This is a genomic window from Adlercreutzia aquisgranensis (assembly GCF_943193145.1).
Taxonomy (GTDB): domain Bacteria; phylum Actinomycetota; class Coriobacteriia; order Coriobacteriales; family Eggerthellaceae; genus Xiamenia; species Xiamenia aquisgranensis.
On record NZ_CALPDA010000001.1, the window covers coordinates 76,110 to 91,518 of the forward strand.

Genomic DNA, 15,409 nt, shown 5'->3' on the forward strand with positions numbered 1-15,409 from the left:
AATTGGTCATGGTGGGCGTGCTGCTGGTGGGCGTGCTGCTGGCGGTGCTGAACCAGACGCTGCTGTCGCCGGCGCTGCCTGCCATCATGGCGGATTTGCAGGTGGACGCCACCACGGTGCAGTGGTTGACGTCGGGGTATTCGCTGGTCGAGGCGGTGGTCATTCCGCTGTCGGCCTACCTGATCGGACGCTTCAGCACCCGCCAGCTGTTCATCGCGGCGTTCGCGCTGTTCACGGCCGGCAGCTTGGCGGCCACTATCGCTCCGAACTTCTGGGTGCTGCTTCTGGGCCGCGTGCTGCAGGCGGCGTGCACCGGCATGTCCATGCCCATGGTGATGACGGTGATCCTGCTGGTGTTCCCGCGTGAGAAGCGCGGCACCGCCATGGGCGTCATCGGGCTCATCATCGGGTTCGCGCCGGCCGTGGGCCCCTCCGTTGCTGGCTTGCTGGTGGACTCCGTGGGCTGGCGTGCGCTGTTCGCCATCGTGACGGTGCTGTCCGTGGTGGTCATCGTGCTGGCGGTGGCCGTGCTGCGCAACTACGGCGACTTCGCCCGCGCTCCCTTCGACGTGCTGTCGGTGGTGCTTTCCACGGTGGGTTTGGTGTGCCTGCTCTACGGGCTTTCCACGTTCGCCTCTACCAGCAACATGGCGGTTACCGTGGGCTTGATGGCGGCTGGCCTGGTGCTGTGCGGGCTATACGTGCTGCGGCAGACGAAGCTGCCCGAACCCATGCTGCAGGTGGGCATCCTGCGTTCGCGCAAGTACGCGACGGCCGTCATCATCATCGTTGTCGTGCAGGCGGCGCTTATGGGCACCGGCGTCATCACGCCGCTCTACATCCAGGGCGTGCTGGGCTTCACGGCTACCATGTCCGGCGTGGCCATGCTGCCCGGTGCGCTCATCGGCGCGTTCATGGGCCTGGTGAGCGGGCGCCTGTTCGACCGTTTCGGCGTGCGGCGCGTGGTGGTGCCGGGCATCATCGTGGCGGTGCTGGGTGCGTCGGGCTTGGCGCGGCTGGGCATCGATAGCTCGTTCATCATGGTGACCATCACCTACACCGTGCTGATGCTGGGCCTGCAGTTCACCATGACCCCGCTGAACACCTGGGGCGTGAATTCGCTGGACAACAACGTGATCCAGCACGCTCAGGGCGTTTCCAACACGCTGAACCAGGTGGCGGCCTCGGTGGGTACGGCGGTGCTGGTGTCGGTTTCGGCGCTGGCCCCCGCTGTTGCTCCGAATGCAGCGCCCCTTGAGCAGTCTTATCTGGGCGACCACATGGCCTACATGACCACGTTCGCGCTGATGTGTGTGGCGGCGCTGGTGATCCTGTTCTTCGTGCGCGACAAGAAGCCCGCCGCGGCAACCGTCCCCAGCCAGGCCGGCGAGCTGACCGACTACGCGACCGGGCTCGATGGCGTGACCGTGAGTGCTACCCGCGTGGAGGACTTCATTTCCGCCGCCGACCCCAACCACGTGTACGTGGCCTCCGACGTCATGAACCGTCAGCCGCTGTGCGTGCGCGACAGCGCCACCATGGCCGAGGTCATCAAGCTGATGGCCTCCGACCAAACGAGCGGCCTGCCCGTGGTGAACGACGCCGGCGACCTGGTAGGGTTCGTGACCGACGGCGACGTGGCGTCCTACCTGGGCAAGACCGAGATCTCGCTGCTGGATTCCGCGCTGAACGGCTACCGCTACATCGACGACGAGACGTCGCTCACGCGCCTGCGCGAGCTGATGGCGCTGAACGTGATGGCCGTGGCCACCAAGCGCGTGGTGTCGGTGGACGTGAGCACGCCGGTGGACGAGGTGTGTACGCTGTTCGCCGCCAAGCGCATCAAGAAGGTGCCCGTGGTGAAGGACGGCAAGCTGGTGGGCGCCCTGTCGAGGCGCAACATCATGCGCTCGCTGGCCGAAACCGTGGAAGCGCTGGAGCGCCAGGAGGCGTAGCGGGTCGGCTGCAGAGCGTTTCTAGCCTGATTGGAATGCGGGCCGGCTTGCCAAGCGCGAGCCGACCCGCACCTGTGTTTACGAAGTTTTGTCCGCCCCCGACTAGCTGCATCCCGTGCACTCCGCATATCCCGCATACCCCGCGCCCACAATCTGCCGCACACCGCGCACCAGTCGCTGCATCCCGTGCGCTCCGCATATCCCGCGCCCCCTGCGACCCCGCTCTCTCACGCCCTGCACGTCTTGCATGCCCCTCTCTCGCGTTCCCCCGCGTCTTCCTACTCCATCTCTTCGCGCTTCCCGCGCCCCCAGCCTACTCCGCTCCCTCGCGTTCCCATGTGTCCCCATGCATCTTTCATCCCGCTCCCTCGCGCGTCTGCCTACTCCGCCCCCCATATTTCGAACCCTTGTATACCTTGCGTACCCTATGCCCCTTGTTTGTGTCCGGATTGCACGCTTTTGGGACTTCGACCCTGCCCGTAAGGGCGATTTCGGGCCGAATTGCACGGTTTTGGACACGTTGCCCGCGGCTAACAGTACCAAAACCGTGCGATCCGGACGCGAACAGGGCGCGGGAGCCGTGCGGAGGTGCCAAAACCGTGCGATCCGGACGCGAAGCTTCGTGGTGTTTGCAGCGCTTGCAAAAAAACCCGGCGGCCAAAACCGTCGGGCTGTTAGTGCGGGCGCATTGCCGACCGGGGCTGGCGGGCGCTCTATGCCACCTGCTTCTCGGAGGCGTAGAAGGTGGCGCTGTCGAACAGGTCGTAGACGGACTTGCCGTCGGCGAAGGGCAGGTCCAAAAATTCGCCCAAGGTGGGCACGAGTTCGGAGGCGTCGGTGTAGTGGCCCTTCTCGTTCAGGGCGTTCGTGTCCTGGGCTCGCCAGTAAGAATCGTTGGCGTCGGTGAGGTAGTACAGGGCACCGTCCACTTCCATGTAGGCAGAGTGGTTGGCGTGCAGGTAGGTCTTCAGTTCCTCGCGAGCGATTTCCAGAGCTTCCTCCGCTTTCATGCCCATAGCGAGTCCTTTCTCAAAGGGGCTGACCGATGGAATCATCATAGCAAGAAGCCGCCCCTGTTTGCGTGGGAATGGTAAACGGGTCCAGGGAATTCGGCGCGGCAGAGAGGGGACAGCGCATGAGAGTGGGGTTCCGTAGGAAATCGCGCAGAACCTCGCCCGCGTGCACTGTTGAGCCGCGGGACCGGATGTCCCCTCGATGCCTGCAGGGCGCTGGTATGCCTGCAGGGCGCTGGTATGTCTGCACGGCGCTGGTTGGTGGAAAAGAGCGACCCCCGGAGGGGAACCGGGGGTCAAAAGGAGGGGAGGATGCGATCTTCGAAAGATCGCTTCTGCTTTCTCAAGCAGTCATCGTTGGAGGGGATGGAACAACGATGATTCCTAAGTATAAATGTCGGCCTTGAATAACTCGTGATGGTAGCGTGGGCGTCTTATGGAAGCAGCCTTAAGGTTCTTTCAGGATTGCCCTTCGGCTGTTGGCCCGCCGCGAAACGAGGATTGCCCCCTCGAGCTGTCGGCTCGCCGCGATAGGAGGGGCGCGCGACACGAAGGCCGCTCCAACGCGTGGTCCGCCGCGACACGAGGGGTACTGCGACATGAGGACGCCCCCGCATCGTCGAGGGGGTTGGGACGATGCGGGGGCAGACCCGCCAAAATAATGCCGCGACGCTTGCTTGTCGTGCGATGTTTCCGCAGTTCGCACAGCCGCAGCGCCGGGTTCAAGGGGCGGCCGGGGCGGGGCAATGCGTCCGCCGTCCCGGCCGCAGTCAGCTTGCGCTAGGCCAAGGCGTACTCCGCGGCGTTGGTGCCGGCGTTGCGCCCGAAGGTCATGCAGTCGGCGATGGCGTTGCCGCCCAAGCGGTTCGAGCCGTGGATGCCGCCGGTGCATTCGCCGCAGGCGTACAGGCCGGGGATGGGGTTGCCGTCGGCGTCGCAGGCCTCGGATTCCACGTCCACGCGGATGCCGCCCATGGTGTGGTGCACGGTGGGAACCTTGCGGCATGCGTACCAGGGGCCATCCACCATTTCGGCGTCGGCGGTGTTGTTGGCCACGAAGCCGAACTCGTCCTCGGCACCGTTTACCACGGAATTGTAGGCGTCGATGGCGCCTTGCAACTTGTCCGGGTCCACGCTCATCTGGGCTGCCAGCTCGTCCACGGTGTCGGCGGCCACGATGTGCTGCAGCGCAAGCATGTTGTTGATGGTGGCACCGTTGGCGTCGGGCTCGTCGGGGTCGGGGTAGCGCAGCGAGTTCACCACCACCCAGTAGGTGCCGCCGGGCTGAGCGAAGATGGCCTTGCACAGCGTGTCGCGCTCGGCGCCTTCGTTCACGAAGCGGTTACCGTCGGTGTTCACGAAGATGCGGTTACGGCCGGAAGTACGTATGTCTTCCATGAGGCCCGTGCCCGGCGTGCCGCAGGGATGCAGCTGGATGTCGGACAGGCCGATGAGCTCGGCACCGGCGCCTTCCGCCAAGGCTAGGCCCTCGCCCTGGGCGCAGGGCTTAATATTGGTGCAGCCGATGCTGTCGTCCAAGGTGACTTCGGCCCATACGCCGTCGTTGACTTTCTGGCGGTACTCTACGTTGGCGCCGAAGCCGCCGGTGGCGATGATGACGGCGGGAGCGTCCACTTCCACTTCCTGGGTACCGTCGTAGAGGGCCTTTACGCCGGTGACCGCGCCGCCGTCGTCCACGATCAGCTCTTGGGCCTGCATGTCGTTCATGAGGGTGATCTTGTCGGCGTTATCCTCGATGAACTGCTGGAACGAGCGGATGTAGGTGTTGCCGGAAGGCGTGGCGGGGTAGTGGCTACGCTGGCCCAGCGAGCCGGTGGCCGAGCCGCATTCGTCCTTGAACTCCACGCCCAGGCTCTCCAGCCAGTGAACGGAATCCAGGGCGTTGTCGGTGAGGTAGTGCACCAGTTCCGGCGTGCCCTGCTGGTGGCCGCCTTCCATGGTGGTTTCGTAGAAGGTTTCGATGGAGTCGTCTATGCCTTGCTTCTCCTGGCGATCGGGGTCTACGGCGTTCAGCGCGCCCTCGGAGACGTTGGTGGAGCCGCCGGTGATGCCACATTTCTCCAGTACGATAACGTCGGCGCCCGCCTGAACTGCGGCGATAGCGGCAGCCAAGCCGGATCCGCCGCCGCCCACCACGCAGACGTCGCAGGTGTAAACGTATTCGGCTTCGGGCTTTTCGGGGGCCGGCTCGTCCTCCAGGTCGGCCAGGGCGCCTGCCTGCTCGGCGCAATCCTTCAGCGCTTCCTGCAGGCTCATGCTGGAAAGCGTTGCGCCCGTGACGGTGTCGATGTTGATGGTCTGGTACTCCATGGCCTCGTCAGCCAGCGCCTTCAGCGCGTCGGCGCCAACGCCCAGGGATTCCTGGTTGGCCGAGGTGTCGATGGCGGTGATGGCGTCGTCGGAGAAGGTGACTGCCACGGTGTAGGGTGCGTTATGGCCGGATACCTCGGCGGTGTAGGTTCCGGGGCACCAAGCCTCGACCACTTCCTCTTCCGGGGTACGGGGAGCGCAGCCCGCGAGCCCCAAGCCTGCGAAGCTCAGGGTGGCGCCGACGGCGGCGGCTCCCTTGATGAAAGAACGGCGACTTAGCGTCGGGCAACAGTTGGTGGGTGCGTTGGTGCGGGTCATGATGTCCTCCTTTAATGCGCGGGCGCGCGCCTTGTGCGCTTAGCAGCCGCTGCCTTAGTTCGGTTGCTCGCCCTCTTGGTTGCGCCATCGAGGGTGATCTCAGCGTTGTCAGGCCATCCTCTGCCTGGCTCGCCTGTGGTCCCGCCGCTTTCGGTTCCGGCCATCTGCGTTTCGCGCTACGTCCGTCGCGTCGCGTGTCGTCGCTGTCGACTTGCTGTCGACTTTCCTCCGAGGCGCCAGCCCGTCGTTTCTGCTTGGCGACTGTTGCCCGCGCGTTCGACTTCCGCGTGCCATCGCGTTCAGTTTCCGCGCTGCATTCAGCGTGTGGCCTGCGTTTTCCGCTTTTGAAAGGTGCGAGACCGGAGACGAATCCAACGTTGTGGGGTCATCCTTTCCGGATACTTGGATAGTAGGCGCTTGAGCATGCGGAAAACTGCATGAGAGCACGCTGTTAGAGTTGTGTAGAACTTGTGAAAAGAAAGGTAAACCACTCTGTAATCGTCGCGACAACTAGCGTTCAGAAGAGCCGCGGTAGAGGGTGGTTGTGAATCTGGGCGTCCTTCACCCGCCCCCGCCCGCCTCTGCCGTCCGCAGCTTGCAGCCTGCCCCTGATCGCCTCTGCCGTCCGCAGCCTGCCCTTAGCCCGCAGCTCTTCGGTTGCAGGCTAATCCCGCAGAATCGGAAGTTTGGTTAGGATTCGTTGATGAAGTGTACGATTTTGTGGGCATGCCTTTCGGCCCTGCTGACGCTTCCCGGCAATGCTGGCGAGTATGCGAGGTTTTCGGCGAGTGCGCGGGGGCGGCGTATCTTGCGTTTGCGCAATGCGTGTTCGGATATTATGGAGCGAATTGACGGTGACGTAGCGTCATTGACTATGCTCGAAATGTCGAGAAAGGCACTTGGCGAAAGCGGCGTGTTCGGTGCGGGGAAACACCGGGCGGGCGCTAAGAGAGACGAGCGTGCGGCTTCGGGCTGCAAAGGAGCGCATATGGCGGATGCGGAATACATGTCGGTGGGCGATTTGGCCCGGCGCGTGGGCGTTACGGTGCGCACGGTGCAGTACTACGACCAGCAGGGATTGTTGGCACCGTCGGCCAAAGGTCCCAACAACCAGCGCCTGTATTCCGAAGAGGACGCCGCGCTTCTGTACGGCATCCTCACGCTTAAGTACCTGGGCCAGTCGCTTACGGCCATCAAGGACCATCGGGCGTCCATGGGCGACGGAGAGAATCTGAAATCCCTGGTTGTTTCTCAGATTCAAGCCGTGGAAGACGATCTGCAAACGTTGCTTACCCGCATTTCCACCCTGCGGGCCCTCTACGACGATCTGGACGGCGCTGCAGACGCCCAGGTCGTCGATTGGGAGCATTTGGCCGCGCTCATCAAGGAGCGCCAGGGCGAGGATTCCCTGTTCTGGCAGCTCACCTGCATCCGCGACGAAGGCGACGGCCCGGCAGGCGCTGGGACGGACGGCCGCGGCGGCAGCAGCGCCGGCGAGTCGGCGCGGCGCAGCGAATCGGTTACCCAGTGGCATGGGCTCATTGCCGACGCCATTCGCCAGATGTCGGCTGACGAGCCGCCCACGAGCCCTCAGAACCGATCTTTGGCCGAGCGCTACCTGCGGCTTTCCGGCGAGCAGGGCTCGGCGCGCTTCGAAGAGAACCTCATCCTCATGGAAAGCAAATGTCCCCACGCCGGCCGCAAAGACGGTTCTTTTGACAAGCTGAGCCGGTCGGTCTTCGGCTTTTTGGAAACGCTGGCCCAGGCAAACGGCGACTTTGCCCGCTCGGCCGAGGAGCCGCCTGCCGTCTAGGGAGTGCGCCCGCAGGCGCCGGGGAAACCCGCGGATTTCGAATCGCAGAACCATGTTTGATAGCGGGGGAGTTGCTCCCCCTGGGACAGTGCGCTCTTCTTTCGGGGAAGGGCAGAAAGGGAAAACGATGCTCGTATCATGGATGACCACCAACCGCTGCAACCTGAAATGCGCCCATTGCTACCAGGACGCCGAAGAGGCCACGGACCAGGAGCTGACCACCAAGGAGGGTATGCGGCTCATCGACCAGATAGCTGCCGCCGGGTTCAAGGTGATGATCTTCTCTGGCGGGGAGCCGCTCATGCGCCCCGACATCTACGACTTGGTGGCCCACGCGCGCGAGGTGGGGTTGCGTCCGGTGTTCGGGAGCAACGGCACCCTCATCACGCCCGAGGTTGCTCGGCGTCTGAAGGATGCCGGCGCTTGCGCCATGGGTATTTCAGTCGACAGCCTGGACGCCGAAAAGCACGACCGCTTCCGCGGGCTGGACAACGCCTTCGAGCTGACCCGCGCCGGTATTGAGGCCTGCAAGAGCGCGGGGCTGCCGTTCCAGCTGCACACCACGGTGGTGGACTGGAACCGCGACGAGGTGTGCGCCATCACCGACTTCGCCGTGGAGGTGGGGGCCATGGCCCACTACATCTTCTTCCTCATTCCCGTGGGGCGCGGCAAGTTCATTCAGGAGACCAGCCTGGAGGTGGAGGAGAACGAGCGGCTGCTGCAGGACATCATGCGCAAGTCCGCCGAGGTGCCCATCGACGTGAAGCCCACCTGCGCGCCTCAGTTCACCCGCGTGGCGAAGCAGCTAGACGTGCCTACCCGCTTCGACCGCGGCTGCTTGGCGGGGCTGACCTACTGCGTCATCGGCTCCGAAGGCATCGTGCGCCCCTGCGCGTACATGACCGAGGAGGCGGGGGATGTGCGCCAGCAGCCTTTCGACGAGATCTGGCGCACCTCGCCGGTGTTCGAGCGCCTGCGCACCCGAGCCTACTCCGGAGCCTGCGGCACCTGCGACTTTGCCGAGGGCTGCGGCGGCTGCCGGGCGCGCGCGGCGTACTACCACGACGGCGACATCATGGCCCAGGACGACTATTGCGCCCATGGCCTGGGACTTTCCGTGGAGGCTTGTTAACCGGCCGGCTTCGCCGCGGCCGCGAACGCGCTTTGCCCGACCTCGACGCTTCCAGACGCGACGGCCCTCTGCCACGTCGTTCCAGCCCGCTGCCTCCTTGCTGCGTATCCCGCATAATCGGCAGTTTCGTGTGTTTTTCGGGCTCAAACTGTCGATTGTGCGGGATTCCGTCGCGCTTTTTTCCCAAAGAGGTTGCGCTGAGGTCGGCATGGCGGGGGTGGCGGCGCCGACGGCGTGGCGGAAGACGGCGTTCGCAGGGCGGGGAGCCTTGATGGTTTCGATGTACAGAAGGAGAAGAGACATGCGCAATCGTTGCATTTCAGTCGCAGGGGCGACGCTGTTGCTGGCAGGCACGCTGGCTTTGGCCGGCTGCACCTTGGGGCAGTCGAGTCCGAACGACTTGGTTCAGGACGAAGGTGGTGCGACCGAAGCGGCGCAGTCCGGAGGTTCCATGGAAGGGGCCGTTTCCGAGGGAGGCGCTCCCGCTGCGACGCCAGCGGGCCCTGTCACGTTCACCGACGACTCTGGCGCCGAGGTGACCGTGGAGGACCCCCGGCGCGTGGTGGCCTGCATGGGCAGCTTCGCCAGCATCTGGGAGCTGGCCGGTGGCACGCTGGTGGGCGCCTCCGACGACGCCTTCACGCTGTCCGATTACGACCTGGCATCCCGGGACGTGCAGAAGGTCGGCGACTTCTCCAGCTTGAATCTGGAGGCCATCCTGGCACTGGAGCCGGACTTCGTCATCATGACCAGCGGCACCGGCGGCCGCGGCGGCGACTCCAGCCAGACCGAGCTCAAGGAGGCCCTGGCCGCCTCGGGCATTCCCACAGCGTACTTCCAGGTGACCACCTTCGACGACTACCTGCGCATGCTGCGCATCTGCTGCGATATCACCGGTCGCGACGACCTGTACCAGCAAAACGGCCAGGCGACCGCCGACCGCATTCGGGCCATCGTGGACAAGGTTCCTGCCCCGGCCGGCGACGCCCCCACGGCGCTGGTGCTGACCACCTATTCCGGAGGAACCCGCGTGCAGGCATCGTCCACCATGACCGGTGCCATGCTGGCCGACCTGGGCGTCCACAACCTGGTGGACGACAATCCCAGCATGCTTAAGGACTTCAGCCTGGAGTCCGTCATCGAGCTGAACCCGGACTACATCTTCGTTATCCCCATGGGCAACGACGAGGAAGCGGCCCGCAAGGCGCTCGAGGACCAGACCGCCGACAACCCGGCCTGGGCCACGCTGGACGCGGTGCGAAACGGCAACTACCTGGTGCTGGACCCGCACCTGTTCCAGTACAAGCCCAACAACCGTTGGGACGAAAGCTACCAGGCGCTCTACGACGTGCTGTACGGGAACTAAAAGGTGCGCGGGCGCGGGCGCGCCAGCGGGTGCACAAGGACAAGCGCAAGCGCACCGACGGGTGCGCGACGGCAAGGCGAGCGCGTCGAATCGGGCGCGAGATTCGGAAGGGGGAGGCGAATGGTGCGGCGGATGAGCCCCGCGTTGGCGGCGGTGCTGTGTGCGGCAGCCTTGGTGATTGCCTCGGCGGCGGCCTTCCTGGTGGGGTCGTCGGCGGTGAGCGCGCCGGAGCTGGTGGCGTGGCTCACGGGCGGCGAGGTGTCCGACGCGGCGAAGAGCATCCTGGTGAACGTGCGACTGCCCCGGGTGCTGGCGGCGCTTCTGGCCGGATCGGGGCTTGCCGTGGCGGGCGCTATCATCCAAAGCGTGCTGGACAACCCGCTGGCCAGCCCCAACGTTATCGGCATCAACTCGGGGGCGGGGCTGGCTGTGCTGCTGGCCGCATCCCTGGCTCCCGGTGCGCTGTGGCTGGCTCCGTTGGCAGCCTTTGCGGGGGCCATGGTCACGGCGCTCGTCATCTTTGGCATCTCGCTGGGCGCGAACGCATCCCGGCTCACCGTGGTGCTGGCCGGCATCGCCATCACCACGGTGTTCGGGGCTGGCATGAACACCGTTCTCATCGTGGACCCGGACGCCTACGTGGGGTCGTCCTCGTTTCTGGTGGGCGGCCTTTCCGGCGTGCTCCTGGGCGACATCGGCTGGCCGGCGGCGTACCTGGTGGCGGGCATGGTGCTGGCGATGCTGCTCTCGCCGGTGCTCAACATCATGGCTCTTGGCGACGATTCCGCTCATAACCTGGGAATACATGTGGGAGCATGGCGGCTGGGGCTGCTGGCTTTGGCGGCGGTGCTGGCCGGCGCGGCGGTGAGCTTCGCGGGGCTTTTGGGCTTCGTGGGGCTGATCATCCCGCATCTGGTGCGCTTCTTCGTCGGCTACGACAACCGCTGGGTGCTGCCGCTTTCCGCTGTCGCAGGCGCGGTGTTCGTGGTGCTGTGCGACATGCTGGCCCGCGTGCTGTTCGCGCCCTACGAGGTGCCCGTGGGCATCCTCATGGCGTTTCTGGGCGGCCCCTTCTTCATCTACCTGATTTTGCGGAACAGGAGGGGCGGCCTTGACTAGGGAAGAGGAGGGGCGACGGGTGGACGTGCGAGCGCACGGGGCAGCGTTGGGGAGACGGGCCGACGTGTCGGAGGCAGCTGGCCGTTTGAACGCGGTTTCGGCTATCGTGGGGACGGAAGCCGAGGCGCATGACTCCCGGTTCGCAGCGGAGCTGAAGGACGTGGTGTTCTCCTACGGGAAGCAGCCTTTCATCCAGGGGCTTTCCGCGGGATTTCGGGCCGGCTGCATCACCAGCATCGTGGGGCCGAACGGCTGCGGAAAGTCCACGCTGGTGAAGCTGGTGAACGGGATGTTGCGCCCGTCGGCTGGCCAGGTGCTGGTGGGCGGGCGGCCCGCTGCGGGCTTCGCCCCCAAGCAGCGGGCGCTCATGGTGGCTACACTGGCCCAGTCCATGCGGCCGCCGGCTATGACCGTGGAGGCGCTGGTGGCCTGCGGGCGCTATCCCCATCAGGGGCTGCGAGGGCGCATGGGCGCCGAGGACCGGTGCCAGGTGGAGCAGGCTATGGAGCTGGCGGGCGTGGCGGATTTCCGCAACCACGACGTGCGCACCCTCTCCGGCGGCGAGCGCCAGCGGGCCTGCATCGCCATGACCCTTGCCCAGGACACGCCCACCATCATGCTGGACGAGCCCACTACCTACCTGGACATCGGCGCCTGCCACGAACTCATGGCGCTGGTGCGGCGCCTGAACCGGGAGCACAGCAAGACGGTGGTCATGGTCATCCACGACCTGGACCTGGCCCTTCGCTATTCCGATCGGCTGCTGGTCATGCAGCGGGGAAGCCGGCTGGGCGAAGGCGCCGTGGACGAGGTGCTGGCGTCGGGCTCCCTGGAGCAGGCCTTCGACGTGACCATCCGCGCCCACGACGACCCAGAGGGACGCGCCTACACGGTGTACCGGCGGTAAGGCGTGGCAGAGAGCAGTGAAGCGGCGGGCGTCTGCAAGGTGGGATAGCGAGACAGCCCCGATGCCGTGCGAGCTTCGCCTGCCCCCTCCCTATTACACGCTGTCGACTATCGGGTGCGTGGTTGTGGTGGAGAAGCTGAAAGCCCCGTTGACGGGCGTCCTTGCACAGTGCCTAGGGTTGCACGTTTTACCTGGGAACTTAGGAAGTTCAAGGTCCCCAAGTTCCCAAACAACTAGCAAAGGCTCCCAAGTAACCACCAAAACTTCTCTAGTCACTGCCGGAAGTTCCCAAGTTAGTTGGGAAACCTTTTGGAAGGCGGAGGGGGGGGTTGCGTTCGACATTTCGGCATCAGGGGAAGGTTGCATCTGCGCATCAGATTGTCGGTCGATCGCGGAGGTATGGTAGGCTCGTGCCACGTGTGCGAGGCGGGCCGAAACGGCGGTGGCGCCGCGCGCTAAGTACGAAGCGAGTCGAGGTATGTGATGGCTGAAGCGAAGAGTGACGAGAGCGCGCAGCGCAATGGGGAAGGGCGCGATGCGGATGCAGGGTCTTCGAGCGCGTCCAACGACCCTGCCAAGGAGGCGACAGTCTCGAAGAACGCCCGCAAGCGCCCCCGCTGGCCCAAGGTGCTGGGCATTGTCGCTGGCGTGCTGGTGGGCGTGGCGGTAGCGGTGATTGTCGGCGTGAACGTGTTCGTGCGCGTGGCCTACGCTCCCTTCTACCAGCAGGCCGAGGCGGCGTTTCCCATTCCGGGCATCAATTCCGGGTTCATCTGCCAGGACCTCGACTGGCTGGAGCACGGCGACGCATGGCTGTTCAGCGGTTATGCCACTGACGGCGGGCCTTCTCCCGTTTATCGGCACTCGGCCGACGGCTCGGTGCAGCGGCTGCTGTTGGCCGCGCCCGACGGCGAGCTTTACGACGGGCACGGTTCCGCCATCACCAGCAGCGGGCGCTACGTGTACGTGGCTTGCGAAGGCGGCTTGCTGGTGTTCGAGGAAAGCGACCTGGTCAACGCCGCCGATGGCGACACGGTGCTGGCCCTGGGCAAGATAGACCTGGACTTCACCCCGTCGTTCGGCAATGTGGAGGGGGAGTATCTGCTGGTGGGCAACTTCTATCGGGCGGGAAACTACGAAACGCCTGGCGAGCACCGCATAGCAACGCCCGACGGCTCCCAGAACTCGGCCGTTATCTACGCCTATCCGCTCAGCGACACCGCCCAGTGGGGCCTGGCCGACGCGCCCGAGGCGGTGCTGTCGATCCCCGAGCGCATCCAGGGCACGTGCCTGACCGCCGACGGCCGCATCGTGCTGTCGCAGTCCTACGGGCTGGCCACGTCGCACCTGCTGGCTTACGACACCGCCCGCCTGACCCAGGACGGCATGTTTACGGCCGACGGCCAGGAGGTGCCGTTGTACTGCCTGGATTCCCGCAGCCTGGTGACCGATGTGGCCGCCCCGCCCATGACCGAGGGCATCGAATCCTATGAAGGTCGCGTATACGTGAGCGAGGAATCCGCCAGCAACCGCTACATTTTCGGTAAGCTGTACGGCGCCGGCATGGTGTACGCGCTGGACATGGATTAGCAGGGCAGGCACGCTTGCGGGCGAGGACCATGCGGTCGGTGCGGCTAGCAACGTGGCCGGAAAGCCCGCATAATCGGAAGGTTCGCGACGTTTTCATGACGAAGTGGCCGATTTTGTATGGTGCCCGACGCGGGCCGGCCGTGCCGGCGGTCGACGCCGGATGCAGGGTGCATGAAAGCCGCGCCGGCGAGCGAGGCTGGCTGCAGGGAGCAAGGGCTCCCGCGGAAGGGTTCGAGAAGGAAAGGAAGCGCCATGGCGTTGGAGATTCGCCCCTATCGCGAGAGCGACCTGGAGGGCATGCGGGCCATCTGGAACGCAATCGTAGAGGCCGGGAACGCGTTTCCGCAGGTGTATCCGCTGAGTGCCGAAGAGGCGGCGAAGTTTTTCGCCCAGCAGTCGCTTTCGGCGGTGGCCGTTATCGACGACGTGGTGTTCGGCCTGTACATCCTGCATCCGAACAACGTGGGCCGCTGCGGGCACGTGGCTAATGCCAGCTACGGCGTGGCCGAGCGCAGCCGCGGGCTGGGGCTAGGCCGCGAGTTGGTGAAGGACTCGCTGGCCCAGGCGGCGCGGCTGGGCTTCCGCGGCATCCAGTTCAACGCGGTGGTGGCCAGCAACGTGGGAGCCATGCATCTGTACGAGGATCTGGGCTTCGCTCGCGTGGGCACCATCCCCGGCGGCTACCTGAACGGCTACGGCGCCTTCGAGGACATGCATATCTACTACCGCGACTGCAAGGAATGGGTCGACAGCTGCGCATGCAGTTGCGGCGGCACGCAAGCTGGCGCGGTTGATAGCGGCGACAGCGAGGAAGCGGCCGCGGCGGCAGGCGGCGATGGTGCGGTCGGCGGCGACAGTGCTGAAGCGGCTGCGGCGGCCAGCAGCAATGTTGCTGATGGGGGCGCACTCAAGTCGCCCGTTGCGACCAGCGCCGACAGCGCGGAGGCGGCCGCGGCGGCCAACGGCGACAGCGCGGAAGTGCCCGTTGCGACCAGCGGCAACAGGGCGAAATCGGCCGCGGCAGTCGGCGGCGATGGTGCTGACGAGGGCGCGCTCAAGCCGCCTGTTGCCGCCGAGCGGGTGGAAGGCCCCGCCCCTTCCAAGGTTGCGGCGGTTGCGCCGTCCAAGGTTGCAGCAGCCATGCCGACCGAGCTCGACCTGGAGGCAGCGCAGGAAATTCTGGAAGAGGCCGCTAACGAAGCGGAGGCTGCAGCTGCCCCGAGCGAGGTGCTTGCCGACGAAGCGCAGCTGGAGGCGCAGCCCAAGAAGGCCAAGGGCGAAAAGAAGCTGCAGAAGGCCGGAAAGAAGACGAAGCGCGGGAAGGGCAAGAAGGCCGAGAAGGGCAAAGACGGCAAGAACGAAGAGAAGTCGAAGGCTAAAAAGAGCAAGAAGGGCAGGAAGCGCGAAGCGGGCAAGCAGGCAAAGTAGGAGGCCGCTAAGAAGTACGAGTCGAAGCACATCGGCAAGCGGGCCGCAACCCCGGCTCCCTCGGCCCTCAGTCCCCTCGCCCCTCGATTTCTCCAGCTTCTCCAGTCCTCGGTCCCTCTGGGCCCCAGCCCGTTGGCCCCCTGCTCCTTCAGCCTTCACCCCCCCCCTTCGGTCCTCGGTCCCTTCGGCTCAAATCCCTCTGTCCCCAGCCTTCTAGCCCCCAAGGGCCCGGACCCTTTGGCTCCTGCTCCCCTCCGCCCCCGGTCCTTTCGGCTCCCATCCCCTTCAGCCCCTTCAGTCCCTTCGGCCTCTATCCCCCAGTCCCCATCCCCTTCAGCCCCTTCGGCCTCCGGCATCGTGCATAGCGGGTAGGTTGTGCAGGAAAAGCGTATGAACCTGCCTGATATGCACGATTTGGGGTGGCCCTCGCTCGATTG

Annotated in this window: 10 protein-coding genes; 8 read left to right on the forward strand and 2 right to left on the reverse strand. The window is 65.2% G+C overall.

Features of this window, described 5'->3' with window-relative positions:
* The first annotated feature begins 8 nt into the window (after positions 1-8).
* A complete protein-coding gene (locus NFR41_RS00255; protein WP_251230224.1) occupies positions 9-1,955 on the forward strand; it encodes an MDR family MFS transporter in 1,947 nt (648 codons plus the stop codon).
* A 713-nt stretch (positions 1,956-2,668) separates the two neighbouring features.
* Here NFR41_RS00255 and NFR41_RS00260 read toward each other — a convergent pair.
* Together NFR41_RS00260 and NFR41_RS00265 are read right to left on the reverse strand one after the other, a co-directional pair.
* Positions 2,669-2,971 (reverse strand): CDP-alcohol phosphatidyltransferase, encoded by a 303-nt coding sequence (locus tag NFR41_RS00260; RefSeq protein ID WP_160213761.1) that lies wholly within the window; start codon positions 2,969-2,971, stop codon positions 2,669-2,671.
* 777 nt (positions 2,972-3,748) lie between these two features.
* Entirely contained in the window at positions 3,749-5,617 is a 1,869-nt protein-coding gene (locus NFR41_RS00265; RefSeq protein WP_251230225.1) for a flavocytochrome c, read from the reverse strand.
* A 988-nt stretch (positions 5,618-6,605) separates the two neighbouring features.
* On the opposite strand from NFR41_RS00265, the gene NFR41_RS00270 reads away from it, so the two are divergent.
* The 7 genes from NFR41_RS00270 (at position 6,606) to NFR41_RS00300 (ending at position 14,972) form a co-directional block, all read left to right on the forward strand.
* Positions 6,606-7,430 carry a MerR family transcriptional regulator gene (locus tag NFR41_RS00270; protein WP_251230226.1) on the forward strand — a complete coding sequence of 275 codons (825 nt, stop codon included), beginning with the start codon at positions 6,606-6,608 and terminating at the stop codon, positions 7,428-7,430.
* 127 nt (positions 7,431-7,557) lie between these two features.
* The gene (gene nirJ2 / locus NFR41_RS00275; protein WP_251230227.1) at positions 7,558-8,562 is read left to right on the forward strand and encodes a putative heme d1 biosynthesis radical SAM protein NirJ2; all 1,005 of its coding nucleotides are present in this window, start codon (positions 7,558-7,560) and stop codon (positions 8,560-8,562) included.
* Positions 8,563-8,863: 301 nt separating this feature from the next.
* Positions 8,864-9,928, forward strand: a complete 1,065-nt coding sequence (locus NFR41_RS00280) for an ABC transporter substrate-binding protein (protein ID WP_251230228.1) — start codon at positions 8,864-8,866, stop codon at positions 9,926-9,928.
* Between the two features lie 120 nt (positions 9,929-10,048).
* Positions 10,049-11,047, forward strand: a complete 999-nt coding sequence (locus NFR41_RS00285) for a FecCD family ABC transporter permease (protein ID WP_160213769.1) — start codon at positions 10,049-10,051, stop codon at positions 11,045-11,047.
* Positions 11,048-11,066: 19 nt separating this feature from the next.
* Positions 11,067-11,954: an ABC transporter ATP-binding protein gene (locus tag NFR41_RS00290; RefSeq protein ID WP_251230229.1), complete on the forward strand. Its 888-nt coding sequence runs from the start codon at positions 11,067-11,069 to the stop codon at positions 11,952-11,954.
* 483 nt (positions 11,955-12,437) lie between these two features.
* Positions 12,438-13,544, forward strand: coding sequence for a hypothetical protein (locus NFR41_RS00295; protein ID WP_251230230.1), 1,107 nt, complete (start codon positions 12,438-12,440; stop codon positions 13,542-13,544).
* A gap of 252 nt (positions 13,545-13,796) precedes the next feature.
* The gene (locus NFR41_RS00300; RefSeq protein ID WP_251230231.1) at positions 13,797-14,972 is read left to right on the forward strand and encodes a GNAT family N-acetyltransferase; all 1,176 of its coding nucleotides are present in this window, start codon (positions 13,797-13,799) and stop codon (positions 14,970-14,972) included.
* The last annotated feature ends 437 nt before the right edge of the window (positions 14,973-15,409 follow it).

What these genes read in the sequence shown, in the direction of transcription:
- NFR41_RS00255 (WP_251230224.1), top strand. Translation starts at nt 9, where the DNA reads ATGGTGGGCGTGCTGCTGGTGGGCGTGCTGCTGGCGGTGCTGAACCAG.
- NFR41_RS00260 (WP_160213761.1), bottom strand. Translation starts at nt 2,971, where the DNA reads ATGGGCATGAAAGCGGAGGAAGCTCTGGAAATCGCTCGCGAGGAACTG.
- NFR41_RS00265 (WP_251230225.1), bottom strand. Translation starts at nt 5,617, where the DNA reads ATGACCCGCACCAACGCACCCACCAACTGTTGCCCGACGCTAAGTCGC.
- NFR41_RS00270 (WP_251230226.1), top strand. Translation starts at nt 6,606, where the DNA reads ATGGCGGATGCGGAATACATGTCGGTGGGCGATTTGGCCCGGCGCGTG.
- nirJ2 (WP_251230227.1), top strand. Translation starts at nt 7,558, where the DNA reads ATGCTCGTATCATGGATGACCACCAACCGCTGCAACCTGAAATGCGCC.
- NFR41_RS00280 (WP_251230228.1), top strand. Translation starts at nt 8,864, where the DNA reads ATGCGCAATCGTTGCATTTCAGTCGCAGGGGCGACGCTGTTGCTGGCA.
- NFR41_RS00285 (WP_160213769.1), top strand. Translation starts at nt 10,049, where the DNA reads ATGGTGCGGCGGATGAGCCCCGCGTTGGCGGCGGTGCTGTGTGCGGCA.
- NFR41_RS00295 (WP_251230230.1), top strand. Translation starts at nt 12,438, where the DNA reads ATGGCTGAAGCGAAGAGTGACGAGAGCGCGCAGCGCAATGGGGAAGGG.
- NFR41_RS00300 (WP_251230231.1), top strand. Translation starts at nt 13,797, where the DNA reads ATGGCGTTGGAGATTCGCCCCTATCGCGAGAGCGACCTGGAGGGCATG.